Source organism: Streptomyces sp. NPDC007907 (genome assembly GCF_042959365.1).
Classification (GTDB): Bacteria; Actinomycetota; Actinomycetes; order Streptomycetales; family Streptomycetaceae; genus Streptomyces; species Streptomyces indiaensis.
Genome location: NZ_JBIBKR010000008.1, coordinates 259,371 through 275,989, shown reverse-complemented (window position 1 = coordinate 275,989; position 16,619 = coordinate 259,371). Strand labels below are relative to the sequence as shown.

The following is a 16,619-nucleotide window of genomic DNA, read 5'->3' as shown; positions in this document are numbered from 1 at the left end:
GTACTGAAACGCCGGGCTCCGGGTAGGAGGTGTCGGCGGCCGGGGAGTCCGGACGTCCGGTAGGTCCGGACCGGAGGGGTCGACCCCGCAGTGCGTCCGTTAATCGGTGGAATATTCCGTTCTGTTTGATTTTCGGAGGGCACACTGGATCCGGCAGTACCCGTGCGAAGACGGGGCAGGATGGTTTCCGCAGGGCCCGGCACGGCCGGCCTGCGGCGAAGCGGGGCCATGGGCCCCCGGAGCAGAAGGGGCGCCTGGTGTTCACGAGCGTTTTGATGATCGAGAAGGCGCTCACGTCGGCCGACGTGGAGTTCGTCACCACCCTGCACGGCGAGGAGCAGGTCTCCTTCGAGGTGCTGCTGCAGCCGCGCGGCGAGCAGGCGGACCGCCTGCTGCGGGCCATCGACGACGTGGCGCTCGGAGAACTCGACGAGGCCGTCCGCGAGGGGGAGACGCCCGAGGGCGAGGAAGCGCTGAGTGTCGGGCAGCGGGCGCTGGAGGTGTCCCTCACGGCCTTGCGTGCCTCGGGCAGCGCGGCGCAGGGGCGGCTGATCGAGGACCATCCGCTCGACGCGCTGAAGTCGCTGGTGGAGGAGGTCGGGGCGGACGAGGTCATCGTGCTGACCGACCCCCACTACGTGGAGGAGTTCTTCCACCGGGACTGGGCCTCCCGGGCCCGGCACAAGGTGGGGGTGCCGGTGCTGAAGCTGTTCTCGCACAGCAAGGCGTAGGGGCGGATCGCGGGGTGCGCCGGGTGCGGGCCGTCCGTGGCCGTCCGCTCGGCTCCCCGCGCCCCTGATGGGCGGGCGGGCCCCGCGCACGCAATAGGCTTGGCCCCGCCAACCTCGCCACCCGAACTGGAGACACACATGGCAGCCGGCCTTCCTCCCGCCATGGACCGACCGCACTTCATCGGGATCGGTGGCGCCGGAATGTCGGGGATCGCGAAGATCCTCGCGCAGCGCGGAGCCGCCGTGGCGGGCAGTGACGCCAAGGAGTCGGCGACGGCCGAGGCGCTGCGCGCGCTGGGCGCGACCGTGCACATCGGGCACGCCGCGGAGCACCTCGCCGACGACGCCAGCTGTGTGGTCGTGTCGTCGGCGATCCGGCAGGACAACCCCGAGCTCGCCCGCGCGGCCGAGCTGGGCGTCCCCGTCGTGCACCGCTCCGACGCGCTCGCCGCCCTGATGGACGGGCTGCGGCCCATCGCCGTCGCCGGGACGCACGGCAAGACGACCACGACGTCGATGCTGGCCGTGTCGCTGAGCGAGCTGGGCCTGAAGCCCTCCTACGCGATCGGCGGGGACCTGGACGCGCCCGGCTCCAACGCGCTGCACGGCGAGGGCGAGATCTTCGTCGCCGAGGCGGACGAGTCCGACCGCAGCTTCCACAAGTACGCCCCCGAGGTCGCGATCGTCCTCAACGTCGAGCTCGACCACCACGCCAACTACGCGTCGATGGACGAGATCTACGCATCGTTCGAGACGTTCGTGGACCGCGTCACCGAGGGCGGCACACTGGTGATCGCGGCCGACCACGAGGGCGCGCGGGAGCTGACGCGCCGGGTCGCCGGGCGCGGCGTGCGCGTGGTGACCTACGGCGAGTCCGAGGACGCCGACGTACGCATCCTGTCGGTCGTGCCGCAGGGGCTGAAGAGCGAGGTCACCGTGGTGCTGGAGGGCGCGGAGCTGACCTTCGCGGTCTCCGTCCCCGGCCGCCACTACGCCCACAACGCGGTCGCCGCGCTGGCGGCGGGAGCGGCCCTGGGCGTCCCGGCGGCCGAGCTGGCCCCGGCGATCGCCGCCTACACGGGGGTCAAGCGGCGGCTCCAGCTGAAGGGCGAGGCCGCGGGGGTGCAGGTCATCGACTCCTACGCGCACCACCCCACCGAGATGACCGCCGACCTGGAGGCCATGCGCGCGGCGGCGGGCGACGCCCGGATCCTGGTCCTCTTCCAGCCGCACCTGTTCTCGCGGACCCAGGAGCTCGGCAAGGAGATGGGCCAGTCCCTCGCCCTCGCGGACGCCTCCGTCGTGCTGGACATCTACCCGGCCCGTGAGGACCCGATCCCCGGCGTGACCAGCGAGCTGATCATCGAGGCGGCCCGGGCCGCGGGCGCCGACGTGACGCCGGTGCACGACAAGGCGGACGCCCCCTCGGTCGTCGCGGGAATGGCGAAGCCCGGGGATCTCGTTCTCACCATGGGAGCGGGCGACGTCACCGACCTCGGCCCGCTCATCCTGGACCGTCTGTCGAACTGAGGGGCTGGAGGCTCATGCCGTACGACGTCGAGAAGCCGGACGAGCAGTGGCGCGTGGAGCTGAGCCCGGGCGAGTACGCGGTACTGCGCCAGGCGGCCACGGAGCCCGCCTTCACCGGTGAGTACACCGACACCAAGACCCGGGGCGTCTACTCCTGTCGCGCCTGCGGAGCGGACCTGTTCACCTCGGACACCAAGTTCGAGTCGCACTGCGGCTGGCCGTCCTTCTTCGACCCGAAGGACACCGACGCGGTCGAGCTGATCGAGGACCGGTCGCACGGCATGGTGCGGACCGAGGTGCGCTGCGCGCGCTGCGGCTCGCACCTCGGGCACGTGTTCGAGGGTGAGGGGTATCCGACGCCCACGGACCAGCGCTACTGCATCAACTCCATCGCGCTGCGCCTCACCCCCGAGCAGGACTGAGGCCGCGCTCAGCGGATCCGGCACTCCTTCTGGGTGAGGGGTGCCGTTTTCCCCGCCGTGCGGCGGCACACCACCCGGGGTTCGGAGGTGCCGTCGGCGGCGCGGCTGACCTCCTTGAGGACGATGCTGTGCCCCCTGCGGTCGCCGTACAGCGGCGCCCCCGTGAAATCGATGGTGCCGGTGGCCATGCCCTCGATCTTCACGCTGCGCAGATTCACCCAGGTCGAGGCCCGGCTCTGCGGCCGGTCGCCCCGGGTGGCCGCATAGAACAGGACCCGGGTCGCGTCGTGGGCGAGCGCGGTCTGGCCGCTGGCCAGGGCGGGGCTGTCGTAGCGCAGGCGGTGGCCGCGCAGTCCGGGCAGGTGCTTGGCGGCGTCCAGGTAGAAGCCCGTGCTGGTGGCGGCGATCTCCAGCTCCGCGAGGGCCGCGTGGTACAGCGTGACCTTCGGGGCGACGGACTGGCCGCCGCCGGCGAAGTCCGCCTTGGACAGGTCGTCGCCGGTGAGGATGGCCAGGGGCTTGCCGGCGCAGCCCGGCTCGGTGCCGAGCTGGTTCATCAGCGGGTCGATGTCCTCCACCCGGCCCGCGAAGTAGATCACCGACGGGACCCGGCCGCCGCGGCAGATCTCCTGGGCGTGCGAGCGCAGCTCCGGCTTGCCGCCGCTCAGGGTGTAGCGCCGCTGGTCGAGCGGGGTGAAGCCCTGCCGGCGCAGCATCCGCTGGCCGTAGCGGGCCTGCTCGTCGGTGTAGAGGTCGTCGGTCCGCGCCGTGTCGCGGGCCAGGACGAGGGAGTACTGACGCCGGTGCGGGGTGCGCAACTGGGCGGCGATCAGGCCAAGTTGCCGGGTCTGCCACTCGTCGGTGGCGGCCAGGCTGAACCAGTTGGCGAACTCGCGGGGCAGATAGGTGGCGGAATTCGTGCCGGAGACGACCGGCAGGCCGGCCTCCATCAGGATGCGGGTCGTCGCCCGGCTCGACTTCAGGTCGCGGCCGGTGCCGACGACCCCCACCACGGTCGGGTCGTGGGCGGCGTACGCGGCGATCGCCTCCGCCATCTCCACCTGCCGGCCCAGGTCCACGCCGCCGTTGGCGATCAGGACGCGCAGCTTCACGCTGGAGTTCTCGTTGATGACGGCCTGCGCCAGATACACGCCCGCCAGCTCCTCGGCGCCCTTCACCAGGGAGGAGCCGGCCGCGGTGTCGGCGCTGAGCGGCCCGGCGTAGACGACGGTGACGTACTTGCCGGCGTGCCGTCCGAGCACGTCCGCGTTCTGCCGGGCGATGAGTTCCTCCAGGTCGGCCACCGTCCAGGGCGCGTCGTCGTCGGCTGTGAGCGCCTTGACGTCGTCACCGGCCAGGGGCGCGGGCAGCCAGTCGGCGAAGCGGACGCCGTCCGTCGCGATGCCGATGCACTCCGTGCGGCCGTCGGACCCCAGCTCGCGCCGGGTGTCCCGGTTGGCGGTCAGCACGGACGCCGAGCAGTACCGGTCGTGCAGGGCGTCGGCCCGCATGACGGTCGCGGCGGTGGCCAGGGCGACGACCAGCACCAGGGTGTGCAGCGCCCACACCAGCCGGGCGGGCGTCGGCCGGGCGGAGGCTCGCAGGTGGAGGCGGCCCTCCTCGACGGGGCCCAGCTGGTCGTGCGGCAGCGGGACCTTCATCACCCACGGGAGGACGGACCGTCCCCGGCTGGGTGACTGTTCGGCGCGCAGGTTGCGGCCCCACTCCTGGTACCAGGTGCGCAGCCGGACCCCGAACGTGGGCGGCGCGGTGTCCGGCACGGGAGCCGTCCGGACGACGCTGCGCTCCAGGCGCGGCACGTCGTGCGCGCGCACCGCGGCCACCACGAGCAGCGGGTCGAGCTCGCTGCGCCGGCTGCGGACGTCACTGATGGCCCGGATCAGCTCGATGCCGCCGTTGCGGTCGTCCGCGTGCGGCAGGAACAGCATCGGCGGCCGGGGGCGTTTGAAGCCGCGCAGGTCCCAGCTCCAGCGGCGGTGGTTGTCCCGCAGGTCCTCGCGCAGCGCCAGCACGCACAGCTGGAGGTGGAAGTCGCCGCCGGCCGCCAGCGCCTCCGCGACGTCGTGGGCCCGGGCCGCGATCGCCTTCCAGGAGCGGACCGGCCGCAGCAGCGACACCTCGGTGGGCTCCTCCTGGTCCACCGCTCTCAGGAACGTCGTCGTCATGAACCAGCGGCTCTCCCGGCGCAGCCACAGGAAGATCGGGGCCCGGCCCGGCAGGACGTAGTTGAGGACGGTCAGCAGCAGCAGGAAGACCAGACCGGCGCCGACCGCGACGTACCACTCGCTGCGGGCCAGGAGCGCGGCGAGGACGGTCACGAGGCTCGCCGGGAGGATGTGCGCCATGTCGAAGAGCGGCAGACCGGAACGCCAGCGGGCGGTGTTCTTCGGCCGCCAGCGCTGCTGCGCCAGTTCGTTCAGCAGCCGCAGGCGCTGGTCCTGTCCCGCCTCGGGGCTGCCCGGGGCGGGGGACGGCCAGCTGTCGCCGAGCGCGGCGACCGCGTCGTCGATGGCGTGCACCAGCCGCAGCCGCGGGAACGCGTAGCGCCGGTAGACCGCCTTGGGGCCGCCCCACTTGCGCGGGTCGCTCAACGCCCTTACCAGGGCGGCGGCCCGGCGCACCTCCGTGGCCCCCTCGTAGGAGTCCTGCGTCACCGCGCAGCGCGTGCCGTGCGCCTCCTGGCCCGTGTGCAGCTGGCGGACCAGTCCGGCCACCGCGTCGTCGTCCCCGCTGTCCTGCGCGTGCACGACGAACACCGGCATCGGTGGTTCGGTGCTCCTGCGGAAGTCCTGGATGAGGATCTCGAGCTGGTTCTGGAGATGGCGCGCGGCGTCGCTGTCCGGCATGCCGTCGTGGCCCCCAGGGCAGTCCGGCGGCGTGCGAGCGTCCTTCACCATGGGCAACCCCCCGTCAACCTTCGGTGACCTACGACAGTAACCGGTGCCGATGGGGTGCGAGTGGGTGACGAACGAAGTCGAAGGGCCCGGTCCGGTGCCGGGCGACGGCCGGGCCGGCTCGCCGGGCCCTCCGGGTGGCGTACGACGAGTTCGGCAGCCCGCGCGACCCGCTGCCCCTCACCGGCGCCGACTCCCTCCCCTCGACGCCCGGCGCGCACGCCCCGCAGCGTGCGGACCGGCCGTCACCGCTTCGCACTTGGACGCGGTGCCGCCCCGGCCACGGGAGGGCCGAGGCGCCGCGGGGAGCGGTGGACGCGGCAACCGCTCCTGCGGAAACGTGAGTTCCGGCCGCCCGTTCGCTGGGCATCGTGTCAGGGGCGCGGGCCGTACCGTCCCGGAGGGGGAGCGGACGGGCCGTGCCGTCCGGGCGAAGGGATGGGAAGCCATGACGTCACCGCTGCCCTCGGGCGAGATGCTGCCGCAGCCGGTGCTGAACCCGCCGGCCTCGGTCGCGGTGTTTCTGGTCGCCACGATCGAACCCGGCGGGGAAGGCGCCGTACGGGAGGCGCTGGGCTCGGTCGCGGGCCTGGTGCGGTCCGTCGGCTTCCCCAGCCCCGACGGCGGTCTGGGCTGCGTCGCCGGGGTCGGGTCCCGGGCCTGGAGCCGGCTGTTCGGCGGCCGGCGCCCCGCCGAACTGCACCCGTTCCGCGAACTGGCCGGGCCCCGTCATCACGCGCCGTCCACCCCGGGAGACCTCTTCTTCCACATCAGGGCCGCCCGCACCGACCTGTGTTTCGCGCTGGCCGCCGAGCTGCTGCGGCGGCTGCGCGGCGCCGTCACCGTACGGGACGAGACACAGGCCTTCTCCTACTTCGACTCGCGCAACCTGCTCGGCTTCGTCGACGGCACCGAGAACCCGGTCGGGCAGGCCGCGGCCGACGCGGCCCTGGTCGGCGACGAGGATCCCGGCTTCCGGGGCGGCAGTTACGCGCTGGTGCAGAAGTACCTGCACGACGTGGACGCCTGGGACGCCCTCGCCGTCGAGGCGCAGGAGAAGGTCATAGGCCGCACCAAGCTCACCAACCTGGAACTCGACGCACCCGGTTCGCACAAGGACGTCAACACCGTCCTCGGCCCGGACGGCGCGGAGTTGCGGATCCTGCGCTCGGCGATGCCGTTCGGCAGGCCCGGGCACGGGGAGTTCGGCACGTACTTCGTGGCCTACGCGCGCACACCCGGGATACCCGAGACGATGCTGCGCACCATGTTCCTGGGCGGGCCGGGCTCGGGCCCCGACCCGCTGCTGGACTACTCGCGCGCCGTCACCGGCAGCCTGTTCTTCGTGCCGCCGGCGGGCTTCCTCGACGACCTGCCCGGCAGTTGACGCTCCAGCACATCGCCTTGCGCGAGGGGAAAGCCGCACTGCGCAGCACTCGTCGGGGCGGGGCGGGGCGGGGCGCCGGCGGGCGCGGCGGACGGTGGGCAGCCGACCAACGCCACCGCGCACACCCCCGCGGGCACGCAGGTGTCGGTGGAGATGGCCGTTGCACCCGGCGCGGCCGAGGTGCGGGTCGCCGACACCGGGCCGGGCATCCCGCCCGGCGACGGGCGCGCGTCTTCGACCGCTTCTACCGCGTCGACAAGGCCCGCAGCCGCGACCGAGGGGGCAGCCATCTGGGCCTGGCGGTCGCCCGGTCCCTGGTCCGCGCCCACGGCGGCCGCATCGAGGTGAACAGAGCACCGGGAGCGATGGTGTTCACCGTGCGCCTGCCAGGAGCGGCGTACGCCCTGCGGACCGGTGAGAGCCGCCCTCTAGACTCGTCCGGAAACAGCCCGTACGACCACTGGCCAACGCTTCCGCCAACCCGAAGGGCCCCGGCGCCTTGATACGGATCGAATCAGTCACCAAGCGCTATCCGGACGGCACGGTGGCTGTCGACCGGCTCTCCCTGGAGATACCCGACCGCTCGATCACCGTCCTCGTCGGGCCCTCCGGCTGCGGCAAGACGACCACGCTGCGGATGATCAACAGGATGGTCGAACCGAGTGAGGGAACGATCCTCCTCGACGGCGAGGACATCCAGCGCCGGCCCGTCACCGCCCTGCGCCGGTCCATGGGGTACGTCATCCAGAACGCCGGCCTCTTCCAGCACCGCACGATCCTCGACAACATCGCCACCGTGCCCCGCGTGCTGGGCTGGGGCAAGCAGAAGGCGCGGGCCCGGGCGGCCGAGCTGATGGAGCGCGTGGGCCTCGACGCCGCGCTCGCCAAGCGGTACCCGTACCAGCTCTCCGGCGGCCAGCAGCAGCGCGTCGGCGTGGCCCGGGCACTCGCCGCCGACCCGCCCGTCCTGCTCATGGACGAGCCGTTCTCGGCGGTCGACCCGGTCGTGCGCAAGGGACTCCAGGACGAACTGCTGCGCATCCAGGACGAGTTGGGCAAGACCGTCGTCTTCGTCACCCATGACATCGACGAGGCGATCAAACTCGGCACGATGGTCGCCGTGCTGCGCGAGGGCGGTCACCTCGCCCAGTACGCACCGCCCGCCGAGTTGCTCTCCAGCCCCGCCGACGCCTTCGTCGAGGACTTCCTCGGGGCAGACCGCGGCATCCGGCGGCTGTCGTTCTTCCCCTCGGCCGAACTCCCCCTGACCACCGGCCCGGTCGTCCCGGCCGACGCCACCGCCGAGCGGATCGCCGCCGCCGGCGCCGACTGGCTGCTGGTCACCGACGCCGAGGGCAGGCCCCTCGGCTGGGCCGGGCGGCAGCACCTTTCGGCCGGTGACATCGACACCGGCCGACTCCTGCCGCACGGACGGCCGTTCGTCCCGGGCACCGACTCCCTGCGGGCCGCCCTGGACTGCGCGGTGCTCTCCCCGGCCGGCTGGGCCGTCGCCGTGGACGACACCGGGCGGGTGACCGGCGTGGTCTCGCAGGCGACCATCGGCGAGGCGATCCGCAGCGCCCACGCCGCAGGCCACGCCGAAGCGGCCGAGGTCGCCTCGTGAACGGCTTCTTCGACATCCCGAGCGACCTCCAGCACAGCTACACCGGCCTGATCGCACTGCATCTGCGCGAGGCCCTGCTGCCCGTCCTGGCCGGGCTGGTCCTCGCGCTGCCGCTCGCTCAGCTCTGCGTCCGGTTCCGCTGGCTGTACCCGCCCGTACTCGGCGCCACCACCGTCCTCTACGCCGTTCCGTCGCTGGCCTTCTTCGTGGTCCTCATCGACTACACCGGGCAGACCGAGCTGACCGTGATGATCCCGCTGGCCGTGTACAGCCTGGTGGTGCTCGTCCCGGCCATCGTCGACGGGGTGCGGTCGGTGCCCCAGGAGACCCTGGCCGCGGCCACCGCCATGGGCTTCGGACCCGTACGGCGTTACGTGCGGGTGCAGTTGCCGATCGCCGTGCCCGCCATCATCGCCGGACTCCGGGTCGCCACGGTCTCCAGCATCTCCCTGGTCAGCGTCGGCACCCTCATCGGCAACCAGGGCGCCCTCGGCAACCTGCTCGCCGACGCGCAGAAGTACGACCGGCCCGAACTGGCCGTCAACTCCGTGATCACGACGGCCGTCCTGGCCATCGCGTGCGACGCCCTGCTGGTGCTGCTGCGCGTCGTGCTGACCCCGTGGATGCCGAGCGGCGCCCGCAGACGCCCGAAGACCGGAGCGCGGCAGCCCCTGCCGGCCCGCCCGCAGGACGTGACCCGGTGAACGTACTGAACTTCGTCAACGCCTTCTTCAGCGACAGCGCCCACTGGCACGGCTACGACGGCATCCCGCAGCGTCTGCTGGAACACGTCCAGTACTCCCTGCTCGCCCTGGCCCTCGCCGCCGCGATCGGCCTGCCCGTCGGTCTGCTGACCGGGCACACCGGGCGGGGCGGCAACGCCCTCGCCTTCATCGCCACCGCGGCCCGCGCACTGCCCAGTTTCGGTCTGCTGGTGCTGATCGTCATCGTGATGGGCTTCGGTCTGCTGCCCGTGATGATCCCCCTGGTCGTCCTCGCCGTGCCGCCGATCCTGGTGACCACCTACGAGGCGGTCCGCACCGTCGACACCGCCCCGGTGGACGCCGCCCGCGGCATGGGTATGCACGAGTCGCGGATCCTGTTCCAGGTCGAACTGCCGGTCGCGCTGCCGCTGATCCTGAGCGGACTGCGCTCGGCGGCCATCCAGATCGTGTCGACGGCCACCATCGCCGCGTACGTCAGCCTGGGCGGCCTCGGCCGGTACATCGTCGACGGGCTCTACCAGCGCGACTACGAGAAGGTGGTCGGGGGCGCCACCCTGGTGGCCGTGCTGGCCCTCGTCACGCTGACGCTGTTCTGGGCGGCGGGCCGGGTGGCCGTGTCGCCGGGCGTGCGCCGACGCTGAAGGCCGGCCGGGTCTGTGACAAACCGTGACCAGGACGCTCTTGACTGATCACAAAGCGGCTGGATTGGATCGGTGGATGACTAACACCGCGAACAGCAGCAGGTCCAGGACGAGGCACACCAGCGTGGCGGCCGTCGCGCTCACCGCCGCTGCGGCGCTGCTCGCGGGCTGTTCCTCCGGAGACTCCGGCGACAACCCCCTGGCGGGCGAGAAGGCGAAGGCCGGGACCGTCGTCGTCGGCTCCAACAACTTCGCCGAGAGCACCCTGCTCGCCGACATCTACGGTGAGGCGCTCAAGGCCAAGGGCATCGAGGTCACCTACAAGCACAACATCGGCAGCCGTGAGACGACGTACGGGCTGATGAAGAACGGCTCCGTCACCGTACTGCCGGAGTACAACGGCTCGTTGCTCGCCTACCTGGACCCCAAGGCCGAGCAGAAGTCCGCCGACGCGGTGAACGCGGCCGTCAAGGCCAAGCTGGACAAGAAGCTGACGCTGCTTCAGTCCTCGCCCGCCGAGGACAAGGACTCCGTCACCGTCAACGCCGAGACCGCGAAGAAGTACAGGCTCACCGCCTCCTCCACCCTCGCGGACCTCAAGGACGCCGCCCCGGACCTGGTGATCGGCGGATCGCCCGAGTTCCAGACCCGGCAGCAGGGCCTGAAGGGCCTGAAGTCCGTGTACGGGCTGGAGTTCAAGTCCTTCAAGGCGCTCGACGCGGGCGGCCCGCTGACCCAGGCGGCGCTGGCCAGGAACACCATCCAGGCCGCGGACATCTTCACCACCGACCCGACCATCGTGAAGGAGAAGTTCGTCGTCCTGAAGGATCCGGAGAACCTCTTCGGGTTCGCCAACGTCACCCCGCTGGTCGACAAGAGCGGCCTCTCCCGGAAGGGCGTCGAAGCCCTCGACGCCGTCTCCGCGAAGCTGGACACGAAGACCCTGCTGGAACTCGACGCGCAGGTGCAGCTCGAGAAGAAGGACCCGCTGGACGTGGCGACGACGTGGCTAAGGTCGGCGGGCCTGAACTGACGGCCTGACGGCAGCCGCCCTACGCCTGTACCGCCGAGGCGATCAACTGGTCGATCAGCGCGATCAGCACGTCCCGGCACGACTCCCGGTCGCGTGCGTCGCACAGCAGCACCCGGACGTGCTCCGGAACTGCCAGCGCCTCCTTGATCTCCTCGGCGGGATACGGGTGTTCGCCGTGGAAGCCGTTGACACCGACGACGAACGGAATGCCCCGGCGTTCGAAGAAGTCGATCGCGGCGAAGCTGGCCCGGGGCCTGCGCACGTCGACCAGGACCACGGCACCGAGCGCGCCGAGCGCCAGGTCGTTCCACATGAACCAGAACCGCTGCTGCCCCGGCGTACCGAACAGGTACAGCACGAGTTCCCGGCTGATGGTGATCCGGCCGAAGTCCAGGGCCACGGTGGTGGCCCGCTTCTCCTCGATGCCGTCGAGGTCGTCGACGCCCAGACCGGCCATGGTCAGGGGTTCCTCGGTGCGCAGCGGGGCGATCTCGCTGACCGACCCGACCATGGTGGTCTTGCCGACGCCGAAACCCCCGGCGATCAGGATCTTGACCGTGTCGGGTGCCGAAGACGCGTCAGTGGCAAGCTCAGAGCCGGCCAAGGCCGTCCCTCACTTTCTGCAGCAGGTCCAGGTCCGGAGCGATACGGGAGACCGGGCGGGGCGGGCGGACGGTGATCCGGCCCGCCTCCAGCAGGTCGCACAGCAGGATGACGATCACGCTCACCGGCAGGTCGAGCCGGGCCGCGAGCTCCGCCACGGCGACCGGCTCGGCGCACAGCCGCAGGATCCGGGTGTGCTCGGGCTGGCACCGGGCCGCCCTGGCGGGCGGCGGATCGACCGCCGTGACCGTCGAGATGAGGGTGAAGTCGGCGCGGCTGGGGCGGGTTCGGCCACGGGTCAGCGTGAACGGTCTGACGAGCCGGCCCGCCGTATCACCTACGTCCACCTCACGCGCCGGGACCGGCGACGGGGCCGGCCACGCCCCGGGGTGCCGCGCTGAGGTGCTCGCCGATCTTCTTCACCAGCATGTTCATCTGGTACGCCACCACCCCGACGTCCGCGCCCGGCCCGGTCAGCACGACCAGGTGCGCGCCGGGCCCGGCGGAGGTCAGGATCAGATAGCTGTTGGCCATCTCGATGAGCGCCTGGCGCACCGGACCGCCCCGGAAGTCCATGCTGACGCCCTTGCTGAGGCTCATCAGACCGGACGCGGTCGCTGCGAGCCGCTCGGCGTCGTCGCGCAGGAAGCCGGTCGACTTGCTGACCACCAGGCCGTCCTCGGAGAGCACCACGGCCTGGTTCACGTCGGCGACCCGCTCCACGAGTCCGGTCAGCAGCTGGTCGAGCTGGGTGTGCGTGGCGGGGATGGGGCGTGTCATTGCGGTGTCCTTAGTCAGCGGTCGGCGGGCGGAGTCGAGGGGACGGGACCGGCGGCCTGCCCGGGTACGACGGGCGTCTCGTCGGCGTGGGGCGGCGTGGCGGCGTCGTCACGGGCCCGGAGCGTGCCGCGCTGGAAACCGGCCAGGGAGGACGCGGCGGCCTCCGCGGTGAAGTCGTCGAGGGTGTCGTCGTCACCGGCGGGCGCGGCCTCCTCGCGCAACTCCTCCACCAGGCTGGTCTGCGGCACCCGGCGGGGGAGCGGGGCGAGACCGTCCCGGCGGGGGAGGACCTCGCGGGCGGCCGACGGGGCGGCCGGGGCGGTACGGGCCGTGACGAGGGCTCCGAGTTCGCGTGCGGCCCCGGCGGTGCCGTCGCTCCCGCGCGCCGCCCCGCCGCGCTGCGGCTGCGCACTCGCTTCGGCGTCCCCCGCGTCCGGTTCGTCCACAGCCGCCGGCCCTTCCTGCGGGCCGTCGCCGTCCGTCGCTCCGGTGTCCGCGCGTTCCCGCACCACGATCTCGTGCGGCATCAGCACGATCGCCGTGGTCCCGCCGTACGGCGACGAGCGCAAAGTGACGGCGATGCCGTGCCGGTGCGCCAGCTGGGCGATCACGAACATGCCGAGGCGCAGGTCGTCGGCGAGGGCGACCACGTCGAACTGCGGGGGCACCGCCAGCTGTTCGTTGAAGGACGTGTAGTCCTCCTCCGACATGCCGAGGCCCCGGTCCTCCACCTCCACGGCCAGGCCCTTGGCCACCATCTGGGCCCGCACCGTGACGGCGCTCGGGGCGGGGGAGTAGGCGGTCGCGTTGTCGATGAGTTCGGCCAGCAGGTGGATGACGTCGGCGACGGCGGGCGGCGCGACGAACACTTCCTCCTCCTCGGTGAGCACCTCCACCCGCTGGTACTCGGCGACCTCCCCGACCGCGCTGCGCAGGATGTCGATCAGCGCCACCGGCTCGGTCCAGCTGCGGCCGGGCCGTTCGCCGCTGACGATGACGAGGTTCTCCTCGTAGCGGCGCAACTGACTCGCGGTGGAGTCCAGTTCGTACAGGCCCTTGAGGATGTCGGGGTCGGTGTGCTCGCGTTCCAGCGTGTCGAGCTTGCTCAGCTGGAGGTTGACCAGGTTCTGGCTCTGCCGCGCGATGCCCAGGATGATCTTCTGGAAGCCGCGCCGGGTGTCGGCGAGTTCGACCGCGGTGTGCACGGCGGTGCGCTGGGCGGTGTTGAACGCCCGCGCCACCTGACCGAGTTCGTCGTGCCCGTAGTCCAGGGGCGTCGTCGCCGACTCCGGGTCGACCGTCTCGCCGCGCTCCAGCCGCGCCACCACGTCGGGCAGCCGCTCCTGCGCGAGGCTGACGGCGGCCCGGCGCAGGCCGCGCAGCCGCCGGGACAGCGAGCGGGTGATCCGCCACGACATGCCGACACACACCAGCAGCGCGAGCAGCCCGCCGGCGCTGAGCAGGGCCGCCTTGAGCAGCAGGGCGTCCGCCTTGTCGGCGCTGCGCTGCAGCAGGCCCGTCGTCTGCTGCTGGATGAGGCCCGCGTACCGGTCGGACAGCTTGCTCATGGCGGCGGACCACTGCCGGTGCGCGTCCGGCAGGTCGATCCGGTCGGTGCCGGCGCTCGTGTTGCGCGCCGCCAGCACCCGGTCCTCGACGGACTGCAGCGTCTGCCACTCCGGGCTCGCCAGGATCCGCTCGGTCTCCGCCTTGGCGCTGCCGGTCAGCTGCGGCAGGACCTGGTCCTGGACCAGCCAGCGCCGGGTGTTCACCATTTCCGTGAACTGGGTCCACGCCCTGTCGTCCAGGTGCCCGGTCGGCCAGGCCAGGGTCAGATGCGCGTCCTCCCGGGAGACCAGCTCCGCCGCGTGCTCGAGCCCGACCAGCGGGCCGGCCTGCGAGGTCAGATCGCCGTCGTCGACCTGGGACAGCTCCTGGAAGGCGTGGATCTGGTCGTCGATGATCGACGAGTACTGATCGAGCGCCTGCTGCGCGGTGATGTCGCTCGGGTCGTCCACCTGGTCCCGGTAGTACTCCAGACTGCCCACCGAGCCCAGGACCGAGTACAGCCGGTCGGATATGCGCGCGGGCGCCTTCTCGATCGCGTCCGCCTGCCCGACCAGCTTGGCCACCGCCTTGTCGGTCTCCTCGCGCTGGGCGTCGAGTGCCGCCCGTGAGCTTTTCGGGGAGGCCAGGAAGGCGGCCGACAGGCTGCGTTCCCGCTGCAGTGCGAGTGTCGCGTCGGTGCCCATGGCGCCGGTGGACCGGCTGAGCTCCGTCTGGTCGCGCAGCCGGAGGCCCTCCGAGAACATCTGGATCGTCGTCACGCCCCACATGGCGGCGAGGGTGACGCCGGGCACGAGGGCCAGGAGCACCAGGGAGAGGCGTATGGAACCGAGGCGGCGCCGGGCACCTGTCCGTCGAGACATCGTCGTCCTAGGGGCGATCAGCTGGGGGTGGGGAGCGGGGAGGCGGAGCGGTTGGGGGGTGTGGGGGACGGGGGCGGGGGTGGTGCCGTCCCGGGCGCGGCACATGGGATGCGCAGGATGTTATCCGTACAAGTGGTCATGCGGGCCGGGCCTGACCGATTCTTTGGCGACTCCGTCACAGGACGCGCCCGGTCACCGGGTCCCGGCGGCCGCGAATCGCGCGACGGCGGACACGTTCAACCTGGTCACGAAGGCGGGCCCGGTGAGCACCGGTGCCGTCCCGCCGCCGCTGACGTTGCCGTTGGTCCGGTACAGCCACAGGGCGTCCACCGCCAGGTAGCCCTGCAACCAGGGCTGCTGGTCCACGGCGAACTGCACCCGCCCGCTCCTCACCGCCTCGACCAGGTTCTTGTTGAGGTCGAAGGTGGCGACCTTCGCCCGGCTGCCGGCCTGCCGCACGGCGTCGACGGCACTGAGCCCGTACTGCGCGCCCAGGGTGACGACCTCGTCGATGCTCGTGTCCTGCCGCAGCCGGGCGGCGATCGCGGCGGTCACCGCGTCCATGTCGCTGCCGTCGACGTACAGGTTGTCGGTGTCGCCGTGGAACGTCTTCTTCATCCCGGCGCAGCGGGCTTCCAGCGCGACGTTGCCCCGCTCGTGCACCACGCACAGGGCGTGCCTGGCCCTGACGTCGTCCAGCTTGTCGCCGACGGCCCGGCCCGCGACGGACTCGTCCTGGCCGAAGTACTCCAGCAGGCCCGCGGGCCGCCAGGCGTCGATACCGGAATTGAGCCCGACGACGGGGATGCCGGCCGCCTTGGCCCGGGCGATCGGCCCGCGCATCGCCGCCGGCTTGGCGAGGGTCACGGCGATGCCGTCGACCTTGTCGTCGACCGCGTCGCGCACCAGCGCGGCCTGCGCCGCCGGGTCGGCGTCGCTGGCGTACGTCAGGTCGACGCCGTCCTTCGCGGCGGCGGTTGCGGCGCCCTTGCGCACCAGGTCCCAGAACGCGTCGCCCTTGCCGCCGTGCGTGACCAGGGCGACCTTCATCCCGCCGCCCCGTCCGCCCGCCGCGTCCCCGTCCGGGCCGTCCCCGGCCGTGCCGAGGACGGAGCAGCCCGACACCAGCAGACACAGGACGGACGCCAGGGCCGCGACACGCAGGCCTCTAGCGGAGGTGTGCGGCGGGCGGGGACTGTTCATGGGGGGCGGACCTCGCTGTGCGGCCGAGCAAGAGCAGGGGGAGAGCGCGGGCGGGGCCGCAGGTGCGCACCGCCCGGATGACTCTCGCTGGCCCGGAGCCAACCGTGTGTGACCACTGGTCGTCAAGTGAGCGGCCACATGCCGTGAGGTGATGCTGCCGCATCGTGATGATCTGACCGGTCGGTCGAACCATGCCGGTCGCGGGCGCTCCCACCTCGGCTTTCCGTACCGTCCGTGCGGTTCGGCCGCCCTGTGCGGACCGGCCCGGCTGCGACCGGAACGCTCGCTGCCGTGGGCGTTTCCGCCCGCCTGCACCGGGGCGGCGCACAGGGCGACGGGAGAGGAGAAGGGGCGTGACGGTGGCGGCTTCGGGGGCCCCTTCGCGGACGGGCCGGCCCGGGCGGCCGGGTCGTTGGGTCTGCTGGCCTCGCCCCCCGGCTGCACATCCACCGGCAGCGATCGCCGTCTCCGTCCCCCGTGCAGAACTGTTGACGCGAGGGAGGGCGGGACGTGCCGCGCAACGGAACTGGAGCCCTGGCGCCCGCTGATCGTGGCGATCGTCCTGTTCGGGTCGAAGAAGCTGCCGGCACGGCACG

Annotated in this window: 14 protein-coding genes and 1 pseudogene; 9 read left to right on the top strand and 6 right to left on the bottom strand. The window is 72.2% G+C overall.

From position 1 onward, the window contains the following. Positions 1-257: 257 nt before the first annotated feature. The 3 genes from ACFZDI_RS30785 to msrB all read left to right on the top strand — a co-directional run bounded on the left by ACFZDI_RS30785 (position 258) and on the right by msrB (position 2,683). Complete coding sequence (locus tag ACFZDI_RS30785; protein WP_234846455.1) at positions 258-731, top strand: indole-3-glycerol phosphate synthase; 474 nt, start codon at positions 258-260, stop codon at positions 729-731. 138 nt (positions 732-869) lie between these two features. Further along, positions 870-2,261 carry a UDP-N-acetylmuramate--L-alanine ligase gene (murC, locus tag ACFZDI_RS30780; protein ID WP_391254937.1) on the top strand — a complete coding sequence of 464 codons (1,392 nt, stop codon included), beginning with the start codon at positions 870-872 and terminating at the stop codon, positions 2,259-2,261. A gap of 14 nt (positions 2,262-2,275) precedes the next feature. Beyond that, the gene (gene msrB, locus ACFZDI_RS30775) at positions 2,276-2,683 is read left to right on the top strand and encodes a peptide-methionine (R)-S-oxide reductase MsrB (protein WP_234846453.1); all 408 of its coding nucleotides are present in this window, start codon (positions 2,276-2,278) and stop codon (positions 2,681-2,683) included. Between the two features lie 8 nt (positions 2,684-2,691). On the opposite strand, the gene ACFZDI_RS30770 is transcribed toward msrB, so the two are convergent. Then, complete coding sequence (locus tag ACFZDI_RS30770; protein ID WP_391254932.1) at positions 2,692-5,601, bottom strand: ABC transporter substrate-binding protein; 2,910 nt, start codon at positions 5,599-5,601, stop codon at positions 2,692-2,694. Between the two features lie 445 nt (positions 5,602-6,046). On the opposite strand from ACFZDI_RS30770, the gene ACFZDI_RS30765 reads away from it, so the two are divergent. From ACFZDI_RS30765 to ACFZDI_RS30740, 6 genes and pseudogenes are all read left to right on the top strand, one after another. Then, positions 6,047-6,985: a Dyp-type peroxidase gene (locus ACFZDI_RS30765; protein ID WP_391254930.1), complete on the top strand. Its 939-nt coding sequence runs from the start codon at positions 6,047-6,049 to the stop codon at positions 6,983-6,985. A 105-nt stretch (positions 6,986-7,090) separates the two neighbouring features. After that, positions 7,091-7,374 (top strand): annotated as a pseudogene (locus ACFZDI_RS30760) (sensor histidine kinase); the annotation flags it as partial. Between the two features lie 110 nt (positions 7,375-7,484). After that, entirely contained in the window at positions 7,485-8,609 is a 1,125-nt protein-coding gene (locus ACFZDI_RS30755; RefSeq protein WP_391254927.1) for an ATP-binding cassette domain-containing protein, read from the top strand. Beyond that, positions 8,606-9,313, top strand: a complete 708-nt coding sequence (locus ACFZDI_RS30750) for an ABC transporter permease (protein WP_234846449.1) — start codon at positions 8,606-8,608, stop codon at positions 9,311-9,313. The genes ACFZDI_RS30755 and ACFZDI_RS30750 overlap by 4 nt, the downstream gene beginning before the upstream one ends. After that, on the top strand, positions 9,310-9,975 hold the full coding sequence (locus ACFZDI_RS30745; RefSeq protein WP_391254923.1) for an ABC transporter permease subunit: 666 nt from the start codon (positions 9,310-9,312) through the stop codon (positions 9,973-9,975). Before ACFZDI_RS30750 ends, ACFZDI_RS30745 begins: the two co-directional genes overlap by 4 nt. 76 nt (positions 9,976-10,051) lie before the next feature. Next, the gene (locus ACFZDI_RS30740) at positions 10,052-11,008 is read left to right on the top strand and encodes a glycine betaine ABC transporter substrate-binding protein (protein ID WP_391254920.1); all 957 of its coding nucleotides are present in this window, start codon (positions 10,052-10,054) and stop codon (positions 11,006-11,008) included. A gap of 19 nt (positions 11,009-11,027) precedes the next feature. Here the strand turns inward: ACFZDI_RS30740 and ACFZDI_RS30735 are convergent, their stop codons facing one another. The 5 genes from ACFZDI_RS30735 to ACFZDI_RS30715 all read right to left on the bottom strand — a co-directional run bounded on the left by ACFZDI_RS30735 (position 11,028) and on the right by ACFZDI_RS30715 (position 16,023). Then, positions 11,028-11,612, bottom strand: coding sequence for an ATP/GTP-binding protein (locus ACFZDI_RS30735; RefSeq protein WP_234846446.1), 585 nt, complete (start codon positions 11,610-11,612; stop codon positions 11,028-11,030). Beyond that, positions 11,599-11,958, bottom strand: a complete 360-nt coding sequence (locus tag ACFZDI_RS30730) for a DUF742 domain-containing protein (RefSeq protein WP_234846445.1) — start codon at positions 11,956-11,958, stop codon at positions 11,599-11,601. Before ACFZDI_RS30730 ends, ACFZDI_RS30735 begins: the two co-directional genes overlap by 14 nt. A gap of 1 nt (position 11,959) precedes the next feature. After that, positions 11,960-12,391: a roadblock/LC7 domain-containing protein gene (locus tag ACFZDI_RS30725; RefSeq protein WP_234846444.1), complete on the bottom strand. Its 432-nt coding sequence runs from the start codon at positions 12,389-12,391 to the stop codon at positions 11,960-11,962. Between the two features lie 14 nt (positions 12,392-12,405). Next, on the bottom strand, positions 12,406-14,820 hold the full coding sequence (locus ACFZDI_RS30720; protein WP_391254915.1) for a nitrate- and nitrite sensing domain-containing protein: 2,415 nt from the start codon (positions 14,818-14,820) through the stop codon (positions 12,406-12,408). 192 nt (positions 14,821-15,012) lie between these two features. Beyond that, positions 15,013-16,023, bottom strand: a complete 1,011-nt coding sequence (locus tag ACFZDI_RS30715) for a substrate-binding domain-containing protein (protein WP_391254913.1) — start codon at positions 16,021-16,023, stop codon at positions 15,013-15,015. Positions 16,024-16,619: the final 596 nt, after the last annotated feature.

Bases quoted from the DNA above. Each gene is read 5' to 3' on its own strand.
- ACFZDI_RS30725 (WP_234846444.1), bottom strand. From the start codon at position 12,391: ATGACACGCCCCATCCCCGCCACGCACACCCAGCTCGACCAGCTGCTG.
- msrB (WP_234846453.1), top strand. From the start codon at position 2,276: ATGCCGTACGACGTCGAGAAGCCGGACGAGCAGTGGCGCGTGGAGCTG.
- murC (WP_391254937.1), top strand. From the start codon at position 870: ATGGCAGCCGGCCTTCCTCCCGCCATGGACCGACCGCACTTCATCGGG.
- ACFZDI_RS30765 (WP_391254930.1), top strand. From the start codon at position 6,047: ATGACGTCACCGCTGCCCTCGGGCGAGATGCTGCCGCAGCCGGTGCTG.
- ACFZDI_RS30770 (WP_391254932.1), bottom strand. From the start codon at position 5,601: ATGGTGAAGGACGCTCGCACGCCGCCGGACTGCCCTGGGGGCCACGAC.
- ACFZDI_RS30715 (WP_391254913.1), bottom strand. From the start codon at position 16,023: ATGAACAGTCCCCGCCCGCCGCACACCTCCGCTAGAGGCCTGCGTGTC.
- ACFZDI_RS30740 (WP_391254920.1), top strand. From the start codon at position 10,052: ATGACTAACACCGCGAACAGCAGCAGGTCCAGGACGAGGCACACCAGC.
- ACFZDI_RS30720 (WP_391254915.1), bottom strand. From the start codon at position 14,820: ATGTCTCGACGGACAGGTGCCCGGCGCCGCCTCGGTTCCATACGCCTC.